Raw genomic sequence first — 19,355 nt, 5'->3', positions numbered from 1 at the left:
AAACTTGCTGAGAATTTTTATAGAATAGTAAGCAATTATCCTATTTTGCGTTTTAGAGCTATCGGATCTTTGGTTATTACTGTTTTTTGTTTGTTTCTCGTGAAATACGATCCAAGGCTCATGCATGGTTTTTCCACTAATTGATAGGACACTGTAGAGAGTAACAAAGAAAAGAAAAAGGAAAAAATCAATATTAAACCGGTAGGTAGCTTATTATAGAATAGGTACATGAATGAGAATAACGATATAAGATGGTACAAATACAAACTATATGAAATTTTACCGAGAAGAGTTAGCAAACTTGACCTTAAGAGCGTTGAAATTTTTTGGGAAGATACGCTCATGATAATAAATATGCAAACACCGATCGAGACCACATAATCCCTGAAAATATAATTGTTCAATAAATCCACTTCGCCAATGATGCCTTCGTACATAAAACAGATAATTGCCCCCAACAACAATGCAATTTTTACAGGTTTTTTCATTTTCAAGGTATACGCAAAAAGTTCATGGCGATATTTCGCCAATATAGCTCCCATTAAAAAAAGAGTACTATAGTGGAAACTTAGAAGAATGCTGGTTATATCCACACCGGAACCAACTAAATATAAACAAAAAGTCGATGAAAAAATTAAAACAAAAAGCCATAATAAAGAGTATTTAAGCTTTTTTCGTACAAATAAAAAAATCAGTAAAGGAAATATAATCGAAATTCTCATCTCGTGAACAAGGGACCAGATAACATTGTTATAGGCGTCTGTATTGTAATGCCCAATAAACAAAAGATGTTCTATTAATAAGGAAGGAGTATCCAGGCCTGTCCAAGATTTACTAAACCAGTCAGTGATAAAGGGCAAATCAATATGGCTTAAAAGTATTTTCGCCAATATAGCCGCGCTTATTGCTACTAGATATGGTATATAAATTCGAAAGACTCGTTTTATTAAGTATGTAGAATAGTGGAATTTAGCACTATTAACTGATAAATACAAAACAAAACCACTCAATACAAAGAATAGAATGACAGACTCATTTCCACTACTGAAAAAAAGGCGTAGAGGAGTTTCCTTGAACAAATAAATCAAGTAGGAGCTGTTTGAATCATACTGATAATTAGCATATGAAGGATATACCATCAAATAATGCCCGATTAATACAATGAGAGCGGCTAAACCCCTTAATGAGTCAAATTCCTCATATCTAGTCATATCCTCCTCCATATAAACCGTTTTTTTTATAATATAGCACTTGTTCTCAATAAAGTATAGTTAGTTCTTTAAAACAAACATAAATAGACAAAAAAATATTAAGTTAGCCATCATATCCTAATTTTCAAGCTCGTTTTTGAAATGTTTAATGGTCGAATAAAAGCTACTGGCAATTAATAAAAAGGAGAATAGTTGAAAGTAGGAACACATCATGCCCTAGAATAAGAGATTTCAGGCCTTTGGCCAATGGATAAAACCTATTCTTACTAACCTAAATTTACTTTAGATATGGCAGTTTGGGGATCAGCTAGCAAGTTAAGGATTAGACATACAGGGGATGTTTATTATTCCTGTAATGAGGGAAACAAATTACTAGATATGCAAATAGTTTTAATAATGAAACCAATTGACATAATAATGTAGAGATGGTAAGTTCAATTTAATTTTTCTTTATAAAGAACGGCTTGTTCGTTAAGGGTTATGAAGTAACCTGTAAATTCTATCGCAGGATATAAAATAAAGTACAAAAAATGTAAAATAATAAATTCTACTATTTATATATATACCTATTAAAAGCAAAAGCTCAATTAATGAGTTATAGAAGAAAGGATGATTTTTAATGCCTTTATACCAAATGAGAGAAATATGGACACCTTTAAAATTAGTTGGAGTTAAATTTTTTAAAACAGAAGAAGGAAGTATTTTTATGAAAGTTTTTAATAAACGTCGAAGAAAGTTAAAGTAATCAATTATTTAATATTATTGCGCGGTTAAGCTTGTTTGTGATGAATCAAAAATTCCTAATAATTAGTTGTTTTTTTTTTGAAGAATATTGTAGAATGATGACGGAAATTAACAAAAAGTATTTTAATTAATCGAAAGATTTTTAAGTATAATTAACATGAATATAGTATTAAATACTTAGCAAAAAATGTCGTGGGGTATGTCGACTTCATAAAAAGTTAGAATCGCAGATTTTGTGCCATGAAACTAAATTGGAAAATCATAATGTTAAATATTCTTGAGAAACGCAAACCTATTGAAAAAAATTACAGGTCTAAGGCTATGCTCAGACGGCTGTGTTACCACAAATAGGGTGAAAAAGAAGATATGCAGAAAAAAAATTGATGCAGAATGGGTTAATTTAATTTTGGAAGCAAAAAGTTTAGGTTTTTCCATTCAAGAAGTGAGAGATTTTATTCAGAACGAACAGAACTTGATTAATCAGCTCCACAAGAATTAGAAAAACAAAAAATATATATACTTTTGATGGCTGTCATTCAGCTTTTTTTTGAACTGGATTCTACTGTTCACTTTTGTTATAACTTAAAAGCTTGTGGTTGTAGCGATGTTATCAACAAAATTATTCATTTGTGTGGGCTGATACCTAAGAGTTCCTTTTTAGTTAGAAAAAAATTGTTCTAATCTATAGTATTGTTCGGAAATTGTAAGTATGGAGTTAGTAAAGTGTGAAGGTCACATTCTAAATAAGTTGGAAGTGGTTGTTGTAAAGTAGAAGAGACACATTACGCCGAGTCTTTTATTCATAGTGTTTTGCCTGCAGGTAAGTGGGCTATAGGATGCAGGTCCTGAACAGTGAAGACAATAGTAGCTATATCTTAAGACCAAGAGTAAGGCAGGGTGACCTTCATATCTGAAGGCAGTCGGCGGCAAAATTCCGCCCCTAGTAACACGAATGTCTTAAATCCCGGCTCAGCATAAACACCTTAAAAAAGTTGTATAGATAAGTGGGGCCTATCCATTTGTAGAGAGAAAGAAAGAGAGAGGTAAATAATTGTAAGTGGTATGAGAAAACAGTGACAAATTCCAAGGTTTAATAGTAGGAAAATGGCAGGAATCACACAAAGACGGTTGTTTTTGTGCGGTGCTGCCATTTTTATCCTACTTAAGCTGTATCATTTCAAATATTAGTTGGGTAAGCACCACTAAAACAGGCTATACAGCGGCTGCTAGTTTCTCCAAGATCTACATCTACTGCCTCTAATAACCCATCGGTGCTTAAAAAGGCTAATGAATCTGCCCCGATAACCTTTCCCATAGCTCGTTCGTGTTCGTGTTTGTTGGCAAATAGTTCTTCCTTAGTTGGCATATCCACTCCATAAAAACAAGGGTTTCTAACCATAGGTGAACTAATTCTTACATGGACTTCCTTGGCACCTGCTTGCCTAATCAATTGGACAATGCGCTTGCTTGTCGTTCCCCTAACAATCGAATCATCGACTAATACCACCCTTTTTCCTTCCAAAATTTCTTGCACAGCGCTTAATTTCAGTCGAACAGCTAAGTCGCGCAATTCTTGCGTGGGCTCAATAAATGAACGACCAGCATAAGGGTTTTTAATAATCCCCATTTCATATGGAATTCCTGATTGTTGAGAAAAACCAATGGCGGCAGGGACGCTTGATTCGGGAACTGCAACGACAACATCAGCTTGTGTCGGATGTTCTCTTGACAGAATTCCACCTAATTCCTTCCGGATTGTTAAGACACTTCTTCCTTGAATAACGCTATCTGGACGGGCAAAATAGACAAATTCAAAGGAACAAAGGGAAACCTTACCTTTTTCCGCAAATCTTCCAGTTTGGATTCCATTTTCATCTATAAGAAGCCATTCCCCTGGTTCAACTTCCCGCCAGAACTTAGCATCAACCGCATTTAAAGCGCATGTTTCTGAGGAGGCGATGATTGATTCACCAATTTTTCCAAGGCTAAGCGGACGTAACCCATGACGATCCAGGGCAATTAGCATTTGTTTTTCAGTCATTATAATCAAGGCAAATGAACCGTCGAGACGTTTAAGAATATCAGGTGCGCTTTCTGCGAAATGCTTTTTACTTGAACGAGCTATTAATTGAGCAATAATTTCAGTATCAGTTGTTGTTTGAAATATGCTTCCCTGCTGTTGTAACACATCCCGTTCTATCCTTGCATTTACGAGGTTGCCATTATGAGCAACAGCCAGGTCCCCCTCGCTATATTTAAAAACGAGAGGTTGTGCGTTTTGCAATAAACTTTCACCAGAAGTTGAATATCGTACATGACCAATGGCCATATTTCCCCTTAATCCATCAAGGATGTCCCGTGAAAATACTTGGGTAACTAATCCCATTCCCCTGTGATTCCTGAATGATTTCCCATCACTAGCCACAATTCCTGCACTCTCCTGACCACGGTGTTGAAGTGCATGAAGTCCATAATAAGTTAATTCGGCTGCTTTGGAGTGATTAAACACTCCAAATACCCCGCATTTCTCCTGCATTTCTGAATCCATTTTTCTCTTCCTCCCGTTGATATCCTTTTTGTTATTTTTGGCAAAAGGTGAATTTCTATCCTTTTTATTTACTAATCAGTAAATGGATAGGGATTAATCAAATTGCAGCTCTAAAAATAGTTCTATGCAACAGGTAGGGATATTTGCTTTGCATTATTGAATTGATATCTTGGTATAAAAGACTTTTGGGTATAATGGAATATATTGAATTAATGTATTTTGTATGATTTATAGTAAACTATATAGTAAAGAACTGATATTAATTTATAAAATCTAGCTCAGTATAAAAATAGTGAATAATACAGTTAATATTTTTGCCGTTTGGTCGATACTTTAATATGAAGATCAAGCAAAGGGACTTCGCTGAAAGCGTTGTCAGATAGCTGCCATCAAAATATAAGGAGAATATTTGATGACAAAAAACAAATTTATTACGTTCGAGGAAGCTTATGAAAAGAAAGAAAGAAGTAAGAAAATTTTTATTGGGTCTTATATTACTATTATTTTAATTTTGATTTCTTTATTGACTTTTTTTCTTGGTAAATCATAACGGATGTAAAATAGGGCTGAGAAATCAGTCCTTTTTTTGTGTTAAGAAGGTGAATGAGGAAGTATGCAGGAAGCTCTCCTTTTGTCTAAATGGGTAGTCAAAGGAGCTAAGAGTCCTAAGACTACAAAAGAGAAGATCTTTATTTTCAGAAGTTCTTGTTGTGGGACTACTGTGGGGAACGCTTTTAAGCTTTCCGTTGTGGTTGTTATTTCTCGGTTAGATCAGTTTTATAAGATAAGAAATTATCGGAGATCGAGGTGTCCGACTATCGGGAGGAGAAAGGCAGCGTCTGGTACTAGACAGAGCGATTTTACGCAAACCGGCCATCCTGGTTTTGGATGAAGCAACAAGTGCTTTGGATACGGAGAACGAAGCGAAGATTCAATCCGCTATTGAAAGATTAAAAGGAAAAATGATCGTCATAGCTCATCGATTATCGACGATTCGCAATGCCGATCAAGTGTTGGTCATGGAACAGGGAGAAATCATTCAGGTCGGTGAATATAACCAGTTGGCGAATGAAAAAAAAGGGATGTTTAGCAATTTATTAGGTATCCAAAGGGAATCAAGTGTGTAAATATTTACTAGAGTTCACGAACAGTCAGGTTACAGGCATATTATGGTTTGTAATGCTGGCTTTATTCTTAGTGGAAATAAATTAAAACTGAATCACTTCGCCCACTTAATTCAAAATATTATTTTTTTAGAATAGTAAATTCGAGCAAATTATAGTTATTATAAATCTATTTTTAATAAAAGAGTTGTAAAGAAAGTGCATTATACCAGTGTTTTTACATTGTGATGTCACTTTGTGATGAAAGATGTTGAAAAATGGCAGAAAAAAACGAATAATATTAAGTGCTATTATTACGTTTTTAAGTATAATTAATATTAATATAGTTTTAATTAAGGGTAAATTCTTTGAGGGCATGATGCTTTATTTAGCACCAAGGAATCATGGATTCAAGAGATTTATTAATCTTGGTTAATAATTAATGTGAAATATTCTTGAGAAGGGCAAACCTATTGAAAAGTAGGGACGCAAAATTACAGGTCTAAGGCTAAATGCTAAGACGGCTGTGTTACCACAAGTTGGGTGGATTTATCATGGAAGCTAACAATGAACGGGAAGAATGGGTTTATCTAATTTTAGAGGCTGAAAATTTAGGATTATCTATTGAAGAAGTGCGGGATTTCATAAAAGGAAAATGAACTGGAAAAAGCAAATCAGGGGATAAAAATTACGTTAGGGAAGGCTGTTATTCAGTCTTCTTTTTTTATTTTCAATATCGGGAAAATTACCGTAAAAGGTATCTAGAATAAAGAACATGGGGACAATTATAAAAATGCAACCTAATTGAGAGGGATTTTTATTATGGATGGACTTAATGCTTTTATAAAAGGATTAATGTGGAGAACTTTATTCAGTGTACCATTATGGTTGTCATTTTTCGGTGGATAAAAATAATAATGAATTTTATAAAGTAAGCGCTTAATAAATTCAGATTATTTAAATGGCTAGGCAGGATTTACCATAATGGTCATTGAATTTACTAAATGTACATAATGTGTTTTCAAGTTGACTTAACCTTATACAGATTTAAGAAATATAGCCTATAAAAAAATAGTTAATATTACCTAAATATCATTGGTTATGTGCCGATACTACACTATAAAGATCAAGCTAAGGGACTTCGCGGTAGGCGATGTCAGATAGCTGCTATCAAAGTAAAAGGAGATATTTGATGAAAAAAATCAAATTCATTACGTTCGAGGAAGTTTATGAAAAGAAACAGAGAAGCAAGAAAATTTTTATTGGGACTTATATTACCATTACGTTAGTTTTAATTTCATTAATGACTTATTTTATGGGACGATCATAATTCGGGGTATCGAAGGGGCTGAGGAATCGGTCCTTTTTTTGTTTTCTTTTATCCACACATATTGACTAGTAGTATTCCTTCCCACTCTGATTATTAAGGGAATGTTAATTTTTAGTTACTTTTCTGATAATATAGTAGATTCCGCTTGCCAATCCCTACTATATATGTGATTATCAAATAAATGAGCTATATTCCTTATTTTTGAAAAAAGGATTAGGACAACAGTATGAAATGGTGGCTCAATTATATATTGGAGTGGAAATTTCTAATGGATTTTTTTGATATTTTAAAAGACACTTTTGCCAAGGGTGAGTCTGGACAAGATGTTACTGTAAATGAACTTGTGGAGGAGCTTAAGGAGAAATTAAGCGGGATCATTGAAGAACCTAATAGTATATGATTGGTAGATCTTCATCTTTATGGCAGGATGTCATGCTGGACACGTTTGGCGGTTTGCTAGGGATCTTCTGTTTTCTTTTCTTTTATCGGAGAAGGCGTCATAGAATCTAGAAATCTTTTTCGGTACATATACGTAAGGAGCATGTCTACCAACATGCTTCTTTTTTGTCGTTATCCTTATATATAAATGAATGATAACCTGTGAGGGCGATGAGGTGAGGAGACAAGGTAAGATTCCTATAGGAGTATCGGCGAGCTTGTATCATTTTTTTGGAAGTCCGGGGATTTGTTAAGCTTTGAAGTGAAGTTTCGGTTTTCCGAACCTGCAGATCTAAAATCGGTCCAGCGCCAGCATATGGAAGTGCAGACCTTTCAGTATGATGTAGGCCAATTTAAGAAAGTGAAGAACTGGAGGCTGGATAAGGATGGGAGGCAGCATAAAACGGCCTATGAAATTCCAGTTACACAGGTCTTCAATTCTCGCTTTGGGATGTTTACATGCCGTGAAAGAATAAGGCGAATGGCGTTTGTTATGGGATCACCAGATTGAATAGATTCCTCTCCTTTTTCAGGCTCAAGTTCGTTTTATTGAAAAGGGAGAGGTGATGCTCTCGTGTAGCAATGATAAGATCTATTTCTCATGAAACATATTTCATTCTTGAACGATCACTGATGGCTTTAAGAATAAACATTTTGTCCTGTGTGCTTAGCATAGCCCAGCTGCCTGCTTTGATTTTCATGTAAATCCGCTCCTTTTGTTTAGGATTATTTATTATAGTTGATGAATGGTGGTTGATGGAATTCCGGGTCCATAGAATAATAGGTCAAGTGATTTAAAGGGGCAAGGGGAAGATGGAATTTTCAGCTCATATTAGATTATACCGTCTTTTCATGCCTAATAAACAACAAAAATTCCAACAAATCTCTACAATTGGTGTTCGTTTTTTGTCAGAATATTGGACGGGGAAAATGAAAAAGCTGTCAGGATGCGGGTCCGGACAGCTCTTTCATTTTTTCTTATTTGATGGATAATTGTTCTTTTAATTCGGATTGAACCTTTTCTTTTTGTTCATCCGACACAATATTATAGTAGACTCCGTCGATTTTCGTTCCATTTCCTGGAATGGTTGCTTGGGTTATGCTTTTGCTTGCGTCCCTGTAGTTCTTTTGGATGTCCATCATGTCATCAAACGTCAAATTCGTCTGGATATTTTTACTTAATGCAGCGAATACATCATCGTATTTCGTCAATGATGAAAGGCTAGCGCCTTCCTTGATGACAGCCTCGATGATGGAACGTTGTCTGGATTGACGGCCATAATCACCATTCGGATCTTCATATCTCATTCGCGAATATTTAAGTGCATCTTCCCCATTTAGATTAATGCTTCCCTTTGCAAAATGGACGCCTTCATAGGTGAAGTCCAAATCGTTTTGGACAGTCACGCCGCCGACTGCGTCAACGATATCCTTAAAGCCTTCCATATTGATCTTCATATAATAGTCGATCGGGATATCAAGGAAGTTTTCAACGGTATCCATGGACATTTTCGCGCCGCCGAAGGCAAATGCATGGTTAATTTTATCCTGTGTACCATGACCGACAATCTCGGTCCGTGTATCACGCGGAATGCTTAGCATTTTGACCGATTTCTTTTGTGGATTGACTGTCAAGACGATCATTGTATCTGAACGGCCTTTGTCGCCATCACGTTCATCGACACCGAGCATGAGCATCGAGAATGGCTCCTGATCTGATAGTGCAAGGTCTTTGGTTCGTTTATCCGTGGTACGGTCTATTGGTGTATGCATCGTGTCAACGGTTTTTGTCAGTGAATTCCATACGGAGTAGGCAAAGGCTCCGCCTGCTAATATAAAAAGTAGGACAATTATACCAACTACCTTCAGCCATGTCCGTTTCTTTTTCTTCTTTTTTTCATGTCTCATATTTTACTTCCTTCCTCAATTTGTAACCACTTCATCCATTATATTTAATTTCAATATAAAATAATAGTATATTTTACTATTTTATAATACCTTTGACATATTTTGGTGTAACTGTGTACTATGTAACTAGAACAATTCTGAAGGGGTTGGGAAGTTGAATTCATTTAAAGGTTTAGTGCAAAAGGAGTGGTTGATCGGGAAATCCGCACTTCTGTGGTTGTTGGTTGCGCAAGTTGGCTTTGTGTTCATTTCTTTTTTAGCATCCAAGTTTTTGGAAGTTGCAGGTCTTTTTTATATGTGTACATGGGTGATCTTGTTCTTACAGCCATTTATTATGTTCTCTTTGATTTTTGGATGTTTGAATTACGATGGGAAGACGCAATTGTGGATTCACAATCCCCAGTCTGCAGCGATGTTGCTTGGAAGTAAATTATTGTCAAGTGTGCTGTTTCAAGTGGTTTCCATTTTATTTGCCAGCTGTTTAGTTTTTGTGGCTTTTAAGGTTCCGACTAGTTATTTTCAGCAAGACTTTCAGGTGAGGAATATTACGGAATTAGGTAGCCTGTTACAGTTAGGAGGGGCTATGACGGCGGTTAGTATTGTCATAGCTGTGCTTATGATGTTTTTATGGGTAGTGTATCATGCACTCGCAAGGATTCAACTTATTAAAAATATTCGTTGGCTGTTAGTGTCTCTTCTGTTTATAGGAATGGTTTTGTTGAAAAATTGGGTTGGTCATACAATGGTATATCGGAACCTGGATGATATATGGGCTGTACCGGCTTTTAGCGGTTCGTCGTTTAGCTTTTCTCAAGCCAAGTTGGAGGTTTATATAGAAGGCGGGGGAAATATTTCACTTTTGACAAGCGGGTTGGATGTTATTGGATTAGTGATATTGTTCCTTGCTTCATGTTGGTTGCTGGACCGAAAGATTGAGGTGTAAAGGATGTCAGAGGATTTTCATGCATCAAAGCCGATTTATTTACAGGTTTCGGATCGAATTTGTTATTCAATTGTACGGGGTGAAATAAAGAGTGGGGATAAATTGCCATCGGTCCGCGAAATGGCTGTTGAAATGGGTGTCAATCCGAATACGATACAGCGTACTTATAGCGAGATTGAGAGGGATGGAATTGTGGAGACGAGAAGGGGGCAAGGTACATTCGTTAAAAATGATCCGGCGCTGATTGCTTCACTGCGTACCCGGATTCAAACGGAAGTTATTGAGACATTCGTTGAGAACATGAAAGAAATTGGCTTGTCGAGAGAAGAAATGCTGGCGGCGGTACAGCAATTTCTGAAGAAGCAGGGGGATGCGGAATGACAGTTGAGCTGCATGATGTAACGAAAAGGTATGGAAGCATTGCTGCCCTTGATGGTGTATCACTCAAGTTTGAAGTGGGGCAGATTTATGGGGTGTTGGGAGCCAATGGTAGCGGTAAGTCAACATTGCTCAAACTGATTGCGGGTCTCGCGAAACCGGATCATGGTGAGGTGACGGTCGCTGGGATGCCGGTAAGCAGGAGGACAGCTTCTGTTGTTTCTTATCTGACAGAGCTTGATTTTTTCTATCCCAATTTTACGGCAGGTCAGTATATTGAATTTCATGCATCGCAATTTGCTGATTTTAATCGGGATAAGGCAATTGAAATGCTGGCATTCATGAAATTGGATGACCGGAAGAAGGTCCGTACGATGTCGAAAGGTAATCGGGGAAGGCTTAAATTAGTGCTAGCCCTTTCTCGTGAGGCACCGGTCGTATTATTGGATGAACCATTCTCGGGGTTGGACGTTATGGTCAGGGAGTCGATTGTACGGTGTTTGCTGTCTTCTATCGATTTTGAAAGGCAAATGGTTATTATGGCGACTCATGAAATTGAGGAAATCGAAAACATCCTTGATGAAGTCATTCTGATTAAGGATGGCGAGATCATTTCCAAGGAAAATGTCGAGGACCTTCGCGAAAGTAGTGGGAAATCGGTGGTCGGTTGGCTAAAGGGACATCATAGCTAGTATGAAGGGAAAAATGTAAAGTAGCTTCGATTCCGAGGCTATTTTTTTGTTTGCAAGGAGAAAAAACTTTGAATCTAATTAAATTGACCAGGTAAAATTGAATCGCCAAATTTTTATAAGAGAATGTAGTTTTACCTTAAAATGGGTGATAAGCAAAGTCCCTATTAGAAAGAAGGCGCATATATATGCAGTACGGATATCCCTAAAGATTAAATAAATATTGGAGGTTAAAAAATAAATGGAATATTCAACTGAAAGTTCATCGTATGAAAGTAATTCAACGGAAAGCTCATCGTACGAGAGTGATTCAACGGAAAGCTCATCGTACGAGAGTGATTCAACGGAAAGCTCATCGTACGAGAGTGATTCAACGGAAAGCTCATCGTACGAGAGTGATTCAACGGAAAGCTCATCGTACGAGAGTGATTCAACGGAAAGCTCATCGTACGAGAGTGATTCAACAGAGAGCTCATCGTACGAGAGTGATTCAATTGAGATCTCTACAGAGGAAAATAGTACAACGGAAAGCCCGTCGTACGAAAGTAGTTCAACGGAAAGTTCATCAGATGAAAGTAGTTCAACAGAAAGCTCATCATCAGATGAAAGTAGTTCAACAGAAAGCTCGTCATCAGATGAAAGTAGCTCAACGGAAATTTTAGCAGATGAAGGCAATTCGAATGAAATCCTTTCCGACGAAATCCTTTCCGACGAAATCCTTTCCGACGAAATTGGTACAAATGAACTCACCGCAGAAGATAATGATTCTATAGAAAATTCAGCTGAGGGTGAAGAGAATGGCAGTCCCCGTCGTGTGAATATATTTAAGAAAATGTGGCTGGAAAATATGATTAAAGCATCGAAGGGTATCTATAAAGAAGAAGATTGACCACACAGGTACAGCAACCAAAAAGTTGTTGTGCCTTCTTATGAAAGTGGACATGCCGCTAGCAATCGTAATTGACATATCCGCTTACTGGATACGAGGAAACCTAATTTATCTGCGCTAAAAGTGCGCGGATTGCAGTCTGCAATAAGCTAAGATTAAATGCTGTAAAAGTTATCGGGCTAGAATCAAATATTGAAATGTTGTTTCTGCCCTTGATGCGGACTGATTCCCGGGGGAAATTGGCCAAGCAAGGTGATTCAAAGGGAATTTAGCCTAAGCGTTCCGGTTGTTAACTAAGAAAGGTCTAGCCGGAGCGTTTGGCTGGCAGGTGTACATACAAACCAATAAACTGGTCGTGCTCAATTTAGTTATGCATCCGCAGAATATTGGAATGAGTAATACGGTTGATGAATGCTCATGAGGAGGCGGTCTTTGTCAATCTGAGGCATATTAAAAGTTTTCATTTCCCACAATAAAAAAACTCCGGGTCTGAAGTGATCCGGAGTTATTTCTTTTTCTCGATATTTTCATAGACCGAGGCAAGGGCTTGTTCAAATTTTCCACTCTTTTTAGGTTTGTAATATTTTTTGCTGCGCAGTTTGTCCGGTAAGTATTGCTGCTTCACCCAGCCATTCTCGTAGTCATGCGGATAAAGGTAGCCGATGCCGCGTCCGAGGTCAGTGGCGCCTTTGTAATGGGCATCCTTGAGATGATCTGGTACATCTCCACTATGGCCGCTGCGAATGTCGGATAGAGCTGCATCAATGGCGACAATGGCCGTATTCGATTTCGGTGATAGGCATAACTCGACCACTGAGTTGGCAAGTGGAATCCGGGCTTCAGGAAACCCAAGTCGTTCAGCGGCTTCGACGGCAGCGAGTGCCCTGGGACCAGCCTGGGGATTGGCAAGACCTATGTCTTCGTAGGCAATGACCACCATACGGCGGGCAATGCTGACAAGATCACCAGCTTCGACCAATCGCCCCAAATAATGAAGGGCTGCATTCACATCACTTCCGCGAATTGATTTTTGGAAAGCCGACAGAACATCATAATGGGCATCTCCGTCCTTGTCATGTGAGAAGCTTTTTTTCTGCATGCATTCCTCGGCAATTTGTAGATCTATATGAATCGTTCCGGACTCATCGGTTTCGGTGGAAATGACGGCGAGTTCAAGAGCGTTAAGGGCACTGCGGACATCTCCGTTGGAAGCAGTCGCGAAATGGGTAAGGGCATCAAGGCTGACATCGGTTTTATACGCACCAAGCCCCCGTTCTTCATCATGAAGTGCCCGTTCCAGAGCTTTGGTTATATCATTGGTTTCCAATGATTTGAGCTCGAAAATCTGGCACCGGCTTCTGATGGCCGGATTGATTGCATGATAGGGATTGCTGGTCGTTGCACCGATCAAGGTGATCATCCCGTTTTCAAGATAAGGCAATAGGAAATCCTGCTTCGCCTTATCGAGTCGATGAACCTCATCAAGCAGCAGAATCACTTTCCCGGACATCTTAGCCTCGGCTGCCACGATTTCCATATCCTTTTTATTATTGGTCACCGCGTTCAGCGTCCTGAAAGCAAACTTCGTGCTTCCGGCAATCGCACTTGCAATCGATGTCTTGCCAATTCCCGGCGGACCATACAAAATCATGGAAGAAAGCTGCTTGGCTTTCACCATCCTTGCGATAATTTTTCCTTCACCGACCAGATGCTCCTGCCCGATGATCTCATCAATCGACCGAGGCCGCATCCGGAAAGCAAGCGGTTTAATATTCATTGCGCACCTCTCCTTTTTATATAAGGTATCACAACTGATGGGGGAAATGCGCTGATTATGCTGTAAAAGAGGGCGAATTCCTAATATAGTAGTCCGTTTGGGGATTTAATTTATGCTTGTAAGGTCGATAATTGTCCTATCCACGCAAAAATCAAGTCCTACATAAGTATAAATCGACCTACGAGCACGCTAATTCGTCCTACCAAGGGATATATCGACCTACCGGGGGAATAATCCGACCTAAAAAGAATTAATGCGACCTACCAGCAGAATAATCCGGCCTATCCTTCTAAGAGAGAATCTAATAGATAAACTCTGCCTCTAGTATGGCCGGAATGATTCAGTTTCAGTGAAAGTAATAGTTTTTTTGCACTGGATGGGGATTGGAGTTGGACGAAGTTTCGAAATTCGCTGTTTGTAATGGTAGGTTTAACGAGGTATAGATAATCATAAAGTGCCGAAATGTGAGCATCAAGGGAAATATCCAAACAGGTACAGCAAATCCACTTTTTTGATTTCCGCTCCATGGTAAATGCAGAACACTTGTGGCAGAATATTCCGGTTTGGAGGGCGGTAATCGGAATTCTGTAATTCTCTAGCGGTTTAGGAATATAAGGGATGTGTCCATCGAGCAATAGATTCGATAACCGTTTCATTGCTCTAGTAGAAAGGACCGCTTCGCCATACTTGTAATTTAATTCTTCAATTTTAAGAAGAATACGATCCTTTCTTATTACTTTTCTATTAATATCCTTATTCACGGCCCGAATGATCGTTGAAGTATTGGCACTGACAACGAGGGTTTCAACTGGAAGGTTGTTTGTTCTTTTTGTTTTTAACCAGTCTAACAAGTGCTGGCGCTGCCGGCTCACTTGCAATATGGGATCATCAAAAGCTTCGGTATTTCCATCTGTATTAGTACGGATAAGTTGATTGAAGGCATCGTCGAAAAAGATTTCACCAGCCATGTTTTGACTTCAAGGATTAAGAGGAAAGAGGATGTGAGAATGAGGATGTCGATTTGGAAGGGAAAAGGTGATCCGATTAGACGGAGGTCATGAAAGAGTAGATACTCCTTTTCAGGAAGTGCTATAAGAGATTGGAAGACTCTGTATTCACCGTTGTATCCTGCCTTGATTTTCTTGATATCTGCAATTATTGCCGGTTGCTTCGCATGTCCAGGGGGTAAGCGTCTCATCAGGGCTTCGAGCATGTCTATCTTTAAAGGCATCTTGCAGTTTTTAATGATCATGATAACCACTCCTTATAGATTTAAGTGAAGTATTCTCGGTTAATAAAGTGATTTCCTGTATTTTAGTGAAAATAAATGTGGCATGGAACGAACTTTTATATAAATCGACCTAGCACCCAATAATCCGGCCGTTCAAGCGAAAAATTTGACCTAGCGCCCAATAATCCAGCCGTCCAAGCGAAAAAATCGACCTATCCACACAATAATCCGGCCGTCCGAGCGAAAGATTCGACCTATCCTCACAATAATCCGGCCGTCCGAGCGAAAGATTCGACCTTACCGCCTAATAATCTGGCCGTCCGAGCGAAAGATTCGACTTATCCCCACTATCCGACTGTCCGTACGAATATCCGTCCTAACCCAAAATTCCGTCTCCACTGGAAAAAAATCCGTCATCCGATCGGTTATATTTCATTCTTTTTTTGCATTATCCTACCTCTCCAATTAGGATAATTTGACAAATGAAGGGCGGGTGAATGCATTTCCGGCGGGAATATGCTATAATTTCAAAAGAATTTAGAAACGGATAAATAATTTGAGGTGTATATGTATGAAGATATCTACTAAAGGCCGTTATGGTTTAACGATTATGATCGAGCTTGCTAAACATTATGGAGAAGGCCCGAAAAGTTTGAAATCGATTGCCCAGACGCATAATTTGTCGGAGCATTATTTGGAGCAGTTGATTGCGCCGCTTCGTAATGCAGGGTTGGTGAAGAGTGTCCGCGGTGCTTATGGCGGGTATGTCTTGTCTAAAGATCCTCAGGAGATCACTTCGGGTGATGTCATCCGCGTATTGGAAGGGCCGATTACTCCGGTTGAAGGAATTGAGGATGAAGAGCCGGTTAAGCGCCAGCTTTGGATCCGGATTCGCGATGCTGTGAAGGATGTATTGGATAATACGACGCTTATGGATTTGGCTAGCTACAAGGATACGGGTGAAATCGATTCTTATATGTACTATATTTAAGTGATTAGCAATGCGCCTATTATGTAGGCGCTTGCGTTTTTTTAATGGAGGCGACAAAAAAGTGGACAGAATATATTTAGATCATGCTGCGACTTCACCGATGCATCCGAATGTGATCGATAGGATGATGGTAGTCATGAGCCATGACTTTGGCAATCCGTCGAGCATTCATGCTTTCGGGCGGGAGGCGCGCCATGTTTTGGATGAGGCGCGTTCGAGTATTGCTACGAGCATAGGTGCCGGGCGGAATGAAATCATTTTCACTAGCGGTGGAACCGAGGCGGATAATACGGCGATCATTGGTGTTGCCAATGCTTATAAAGAAAAGGGAAAGCACATCATCACGACGGAGATTGAGCATCATGCGGTCTTGCATACGTGCCAATTCCTTGAGAAGTCTGGCTTTGAAGTCACATATTTACCTGTGAATGAAGCGGGGCTTATTTCAATTGCCGATTTAAAGTCTGCATTGCGGGACGATACGATTTTGGTTTCGGTCATGTTCGGCAATAACGAGGTTGGAACGATCCAGCCGATTGCTGAAATTGGACAGCTGCTCAAGGGCCATCCAGCCATTTTCCATACGGACGCGGTCCAGGCATATGGTTTGATCCGTATTGACGTTCGTGAGTTGGGGGTGGATCTGCTGAGTGTATCAGCACATAAAATCAACGGTCCCAAAGGAATCGGCTTTCTATATATGCGTGAAGGCTTGAAGCTGAATCCGCATTTATATGGCGGGGAACAAGAACGCAAACGCCGTGCAGGTACGGAGAGTGTGCCGGCAATTGCCGGTTTTTCAGAAGCTGTTTTACTTGCACAAAGCACGATGGAAGAGAAAACGGAGCAATACAAGCGATTTAAAGACGTATTGCTTGCTGTCTTTGATGAGGCGGATGTACAATATGAAATTAACGGATCTATGGAACAGTCGCTGCCACATGTGCTGAATGTTAGTTTTCCGGGTACGAATGTGGAATCTATGCTCGTCAATTTGGACTTGGCAGGTGTTGCGGTATCGAGCGGATCCGCTTGTACAGCCGGGTCAATCGATCCGTCGCATGTACTTGTGGCGATGTTCGGGAAAGCTTCGGAGCGGACGAAGAATTCGATTCGTTTCAGCTTCGGTTTGAACAACACGGAAGAGGACGTCAGGCAGGCAGCTGAAACCACCGTTAAAATCGTTAAAAGATTAGTGGGAAGATAATTCCTTCTTTAAATAAATGAGGTGACAGAATGAATAAAGCACCAAAGGACACCCGCGTTGTCGTGGGCATGTCAGGAGGCGTGGATTCTTCTGTGTCAGCCCTGCTATTGAAGAATCAAGGCTATGATGTGGTCGGGATTTTCATGAAGAACTGGGATGATACAGATGAAAACGGAGTTTGTACGGCAACGGAAGATTACAATGATGTAATTGCCGTATGTAATCAAATCGGCATCCCTTATTATGCGGTCAATTTCGAAAAGCAATATTGGGATAAAGTTTTTACTTATTTCTTGGATGAGTATAAAGCGGGCCGTACTCCGAATCCGGATGTAATGTGCAATAAGGAAATCAAGTTCAAGGCCTTTCTTGAACATGCGGTAAGTCTTGGTGCTGACTATGTGGCTACAGGTCATTACGCACAGGTTGAATACCGGGATGGCGAATACAAAATGCTTCGCGGCATCGATAATAATAAGGATCAAACGTACTTCTTGAATCAACTTACTCAAGAACAATTGGAAAAAGTCATGTTTCCGCTTGGACATATTGATAAGAAGGAAGTCCGTGAGATTGCGAAAGAAGCGGGTCTTGCTACGGCAACGAAAAAAGATTCTACAGGCATCTGTTTTATCGGTGAACGCAATTTCAAAGAGTTTTTAAGCAATTACCTTCCAGCTCAGCCAGGAGATATGGTCACGATGGATGGCAAGGTCATGGGCAAGCATGACGGATTGATGTATTACACCATCGGTCAGCGTCACGGTCTGGGGATTGGCGGCAGCGGCGATCCTTGGTTTGTTGCGGGTAAAGACTTGAAACGCAATGTTTTATATGTGTGTCAAGGGTTTGATAATGATGTGCTGTATTCCAATTCGCTTCGTGCAGTGAATGTTAGCTGGGTAGCGGAACATATACCTGCGGATGAATTTACATGTACGGCAAAGTTCAGGTACCGTCAAGAGGATAGCGGTGTTAAGGTGAAGGTCTTGGAAAATGGTGATGTCGAAGTCATCTTTGACGAGCCAGTCCGCGCGATCACACCTGGACAAGCAGTCGTATTCTATGATGGTGAAGTGTGCCTTGGTGGCGGTACGATTGACGAAGTATTTAAAAAAGGTGAAAAACTGACTTACGTAGGGTAAAATAAGCATGTCCCCAGCTGTGTTTGCGGTTGGGGACTTCTTTTGGATTGCGGGTGTGCTGTCTGAATTCGACTACTGTTATGCTATACTTTTTAATATAAAAATGGAGTGTGAAATGATAATGGATAAGAATCAACAAGGAATTGAGTTTATGCAGCAAGGGAAATACGAAGAAGCGGCGAAAGTTTTTAATGAGGCGATCGAGGAAAATCCGAATGAGCCTGTTGCCTACATAAATTTCGGGAATGTATTGACTGCCGTTGGTGAAACGGATAAAGCGGTCAAGTTTTACAGAAAGGCGATTGAGCTGGATGAAAATGCAGCTGCGGCTTATTATTCATTAGGTAACTTATACTATGAATCCGATTCTAAATTAGTCGAAGCGAAGGATATGTTTGAAAAGGCAATCCGCTTGGGACTGGAGAACAGCGATGCTTACTTCATGCTTGGATTGACATTGATGGCGTTGGATCAACCGAAGTTGGCGATGCCTTATTTACAGAGAACGGTGGAGCTGAGCCCAGAGGACGTTGACGCGAGATTCCAATATGCACTATGTCTTGCCAATGCGGAATTATACGATGAGTTGATCAATCAACTGAATTTAATTGTGGAGCAGGATCCGGGACATGCCGATGCTTATTATAATTTAGGTGTTGCGTTTGCCGGGTATCGTGAAGATGCGCAAGCAGCGATCGCTTATTTTGATAAGGCTTTGGAAGCACAGCCTGACCATATGCTTGCTGCACACGGTAAGAAACTGATGGAAGAAATGAATGCTGAGTAAATAGTCGGCATATGCATGGAAAGGTGGGGAGTAGCG

Annotated in this window: 18 protein-coding genes, 1 pseudogene and 1 riboswitch; of the genes and pseudogenes, 13 read left to right on the top strand and 6 right to left on the bottom strand. The window is 39.6% G+C overall.

Translation table 11 applies throughout. The annotated features are described in order from the left end of the window. Positions 1–35: 35 nt before the first annotated feature. Complete coding sequence (locus QUF78_RS18800; protein ID WP_289325847.1) at positions 36–1,211, bottom strand: acyltransferase family protein; 1,176 nt, start codon at positions 1,209–1,211, stop codon at positions 36–38. A 1,096-nt stretch (positions 1,212–2,307) separates the two neighbouring features. Between QUF78_RS18800 and QUF78_RS18795 the strand changes: the two genes are divergently transcribed. Then, entirely contained in the window at positions 2,308–2,454 is a 147-nt protein-coding gene (locus tag QUF78_RS18795; RefSeq protein ID WP_289327356.1) for an anti-repressor SinI family protein, read from the top strand. Positions 2,455–3,132: 678 nt separating this feature from the next. Here the strand turns inward: QUF78_RS18795 and purF are convergent. Further along, complete coding sequence (gene purF / locus QUF78_RS18790) at positions 3,133–4,503, bottom strand: amidophosphoribosyltransferase (protein WP_289325846.1); 1,371 nt, start codon at positions 4,501–4,503, stop codon at positions 3,133–3,135. A 791-nt stretch (positions 4,504–5,294) separates the two neighbouring features. Here purF and QUF78_RS18785 point away from each other — a divergent pair. The 4 genes and pseudogenes from QUF78_RS18785 to QUF78_RS18770 form a co-directional block, all read left to right on the top strand. Beyond that, positions 5,295–5,630 (top strand): annotated as a pseudogene (locus QUF78_RS18785) (ATP-binding cassette domain-containing protein); the annotation flags it as partial. A gap of 429 nt (positions 5,631–6,059) precedes the next feature. After that, positions 6,060–6,143, top strand: a riboswitch (cyclic di-GMP riboswitch). Positions 6,144–6,160: 17 nt separating this feature from the next. Then, positions 6,161–6,265, top strand: a complete 105-nt coding sequence (gene sinI, locus QUF78_RS18780) for a DNA-binding anti-repressor SinI (RefSeq protein ID WP_289325845.1) — start codon at positions 6,161–6,163, stop codon at positions 6,263–6,265. A 939-nt stretch (positions 6,266–7,204) separates the two neighbouring features. Continuing rightward, a complete protein-coding gene (locus tag QUF78_RS18775; protein WP_289325844.1) occupies positions 7,205–7,336 on the top strand; it encodes a YwzD family small protein in 132 nt (43 codons plus the stop codon). Between the two features lie 300 nt (positions 7,337–7,636). Then, a complete protein-coding gene (locus QUF78_RS18770; protein WP_289325843.1) occupies positions 7,637–7,885 on the top strand; it encodes a hypothetical protein in 249 nt (82 codons plus the stop codon). 467 nt (positions 7,886–8,352) lie between these two features. Here the strand turns inward: QUF78_RS18770 and tagU are convergent, their stop codons facing one another. Next, positions 8,353–9,282: a polyisoprenyl-teichoic acid--peptidoglycan teichoic acid transferase TagU gene (tagU, locus tag QUF78_RS18765; RefSeq protein ID WP_289315569.1), complete on the bottom strand. Its 930-nt coding sequence runs from the start codon at positions 9,280–9,282 to the stop codon at positions 8,353–8,355. 154 nt (positions 9,283–9,436) lie between these two features. Here tagU and QUF78_RS18760 point away from each other — a divergent pair, with 154 nt between their 5' ends. From QUF78_RS18760 to QUF78_RS18745, 4 genes are all read left to right on the top strand, one after another. Next, complete coding sequence (locus QUF78_RS18760) at positions 9,437–10,225, top strand: hypothetical protein (RefSeq protein WP_289325842.1); 789 nt, start codon at positions 9,437–9,439, stop codon at positions 10,223–10,225. 3 nt (positions 10,226–10,228) lie between these two features. Next, positions 10,229–10,606, top strand: a complete 378-nt coding sequence (locus QUF78_RS18755; RefSeq protein ID WP_289325841.1) for a GntR family transcriptional regulator — start codon at positions 10,229–10,231, stop codon at positions 10,604–10,606. Further along, positions 10,603–11,295, top strand: a complete 693-nt coding sequence (locus QUF78_RS18750; RefSeq protein ID WP_289325840.1) for an ABC transporter ATP-binding protein — start codon at positions 10,603–10,605, stop codon at positions 11,293–11,295. Before QUF78_RS18755 ends, QUF78_RS18750 begins: the two co-directional genes overlap by 4 nt. Before the next feature lie 238 nt (positions 11,296–11,533). Next, positions 11,534–12,181: a hypothetical protein gene (locus QUF78_RS18745; protein WP_289325839.1), complete on the top strand. Its 648-nt coding sequence runs from the start codon at positions 11,534–11,536 to the stop codon at positions 12,179–12,181. Between the two features lie 505 nt (positions 12,182–12,686). On the opposite strand, the gene QUF78_RS18740 is transcribed toward QUF78_RS18745, so the two are convergent. The 3 genes from QUF78_RS18740 to QUF78_RS27900 form a co-directional block, all read right to left on the bottom strand. Then, complete coding sequence (locus QUF78_RS18740) at positions 12,687–13,958, bottom strand: replication-associated recombination protein A (protein WP_289325838.1); 1,272 nt, start codon at positions 13,956–13,958, stop codon at positions 12,687–12,689. Positions 13,959–14,239: 281 nt separating this feature from the next. Further along, positions 14,240–14,926, bottom strand: coding sequence for a hypothetical protein (locus QUF78_RS18735; protein WP_289325837.1), 687 nt, complete (start codon positions 14,924–14,926; stop codon positions 14,240–14,242). Beyond that, positions 14,827–15,156, bottom strand: a complete 330-nt coding sequence (locus QUF78_RS27900; RefSeq protein ID WP_353957948.1) for a nuclease-related domain-containing protein — start codon at positions 15,154–15,156, stop codon at positions 14,827–14,829. The genes QUF78_RS18735 and QUF78_RS27900 overlap by 100 nt, the downstream gene beginning before the upstream one ends. 604 nt (positions 15,157–15,760) lie before the next feature. Between QUF78_RS27900 and cymR the strand changes: the two genes are divergently transcribed. The 4 genes from cymR to QUF78_RS18715 all read left to right on the top strand — a co-directional run bounded on the left by cymR (position 15,761) and on the right by QUF78_RS18715 (position 19,319). Then, complete coding sequence (cymR, locus tag QUF78_RS18730; RefSeq protein ID WP_034308657.1) at positions 15,761–16,180, top strand: cysteine metabolism transcriptional regulator CymR; 420 nt, start codon at positions 15,761–15,763, stop codon at positions 16,178–16,180. A 61-nt stretch (positions 16,181–16,241) separates the two neighbouring features. After that, entirely contained in the window at positions 16,242–17,387 is a 1,146-nt protein-coding gene (locus tag QUF78_RS18725; protein ID WP_289325836.1) for a cysteine desulfurase family protein, read from the top strand. 29 nt (positions 17,388–17,416) lie between these two features. Continuing rightward, positions 17,417–18,532 (top strand): tRNA 2-thiouridine(34) synthase MnmA, encoded by a 1,116-nt coding sequence (gene mnmA, locus QUF78_RS18720; protein WP_289315576.1) that lies wholly within the window; start codon positions 17,417–17,419, stop codon positions 18,530–18,532. A gap of 121 nt (positions 18,533–18,653) precedes the next feature. Further along, entirely contained in the window at positions 18,654–19,319 is a 666-nt protein-coding gene (locus tag QUF78_RS18715) for a tetratricopeptide repeat protein (protein WP_289325835.1), read from the top strand. Positions 19,320–19,355: the final 36 nt, after the last annotated feature.

Source organism: Peribacillus sp. ACCC06369 (assembly GCF_030348945.1).
In the GTDB taxonomy this organism is placed as follows: Bacteria; Bacillota; Bacilli; order Bacillales; family DSM-1321; genus Peribacillus.
This window is presented reverse-complemented; position numbering and strand designations above follow the sequence as displayed.

What these genes read in the sequence shown, in the direction of transcription:
- QUF78_RS18800 (WP_289325847.1), bottom strand. Translation starts at nt 1,211, where the DNA reads ATGACTAGATATGAGGAATTTGACTCATTAAGGGGTTTAGCCGCTCTC.
- purF (WP_289325846.1), bottom strand. Translation starts at nt 4,503, where the DNA reads ATGGATTCAGAAATGCAGGAGAAATGCGGGGTATTTGGAGTGTTTAAT.
- sinI (WP_289325845.1), top strand. Translation starts at nt 6,161, where the DNA reads ATGGAAGCTAACAATGAACGGGAAGAATGGGTTTATCTAATTTTAGAG.
- QUF78_RS18775 (WP_289325844.1), top strand. Translation starts at nt 7,205, where the DNA reads ATGGATTTTTTTGATATTTTAAAAGACACTTTTGCCAAGGGTGAGTCT.
- tagU (WP_289315569.1), bottom strand. Translation starts at nt 9,282, where the DNA reads ATGAGACATGAAAAAAAGAAGAAAAAGAAACGGACATGGCTGAAGGTA.
- QUF78_RS18755 (WP_289325841.1), top strand. Translation starts at nt 10,229, where the DNA reads ATGTCAGAGGATTTTCATGCATCAAAGCCGATTTATTTACAGGTTTCG.
- QUF78_RS18750 (WP_289325840.1), top strand. Translation starts at nt 10,603, where the DNA reads ATGACAGTTGAGCTGCATGATGTAACGAAAAGGTATGGAAGCATTGCT.
- QUF78_RS18745 (WP_289325839.1), top strand. Translation starts at nt 11,534, where the DNA reads ATGGAATATTCAACTGAAAGTTCATCGTATGAAAGTAATTCAACGGAA.
- QUF78_RS18740 (WP_289325838.1), bottom strand. Translation starts at nt 13,958, where the DNA reads ATGAATATTAAACCGCTTGCTTTCCGGATGCGGCCTCGGTCGATTGAT.
- QUF78_RS18735 (WP_289325837.1), bottom strand. Translation starts at nt 14,926, where the DNA reads ATGGCTGGTGAAATCTTTTTCGACGATGCCTTCAATCAACTTATCCGT.
- QUF78_RS27900 (WP_353957948.1), bottom strand. Translation starts at nt 15,156, where the DNA reads ATGAGACGCTTACCCCCTGGACATGCGAAGCAACCGGCAATAATTGCA.
- cymR (WP_034308657.1), top strand. Translation starts at nt 15,761, where the DNA reads ATGAAGATATCTACTAAAGGCCGTTATGGTTTAACGATTATGATCGAG.
- mnmA (WP_289315576.1), top strand. Translation starts at nt 17,417, where the DNA reads ATGAATAAAGCACCAAAGGACACCCGCGTTGTCGTGGGCATGTCAGGA.
- QUF78_RS18715 (WP_289325835.1), top strand. Translation starts at nt 18,654, where the DNA reads ATGGATAAGAATCAACAAGGAATTGAGTTTATGCAGCAAGGGAAATAC.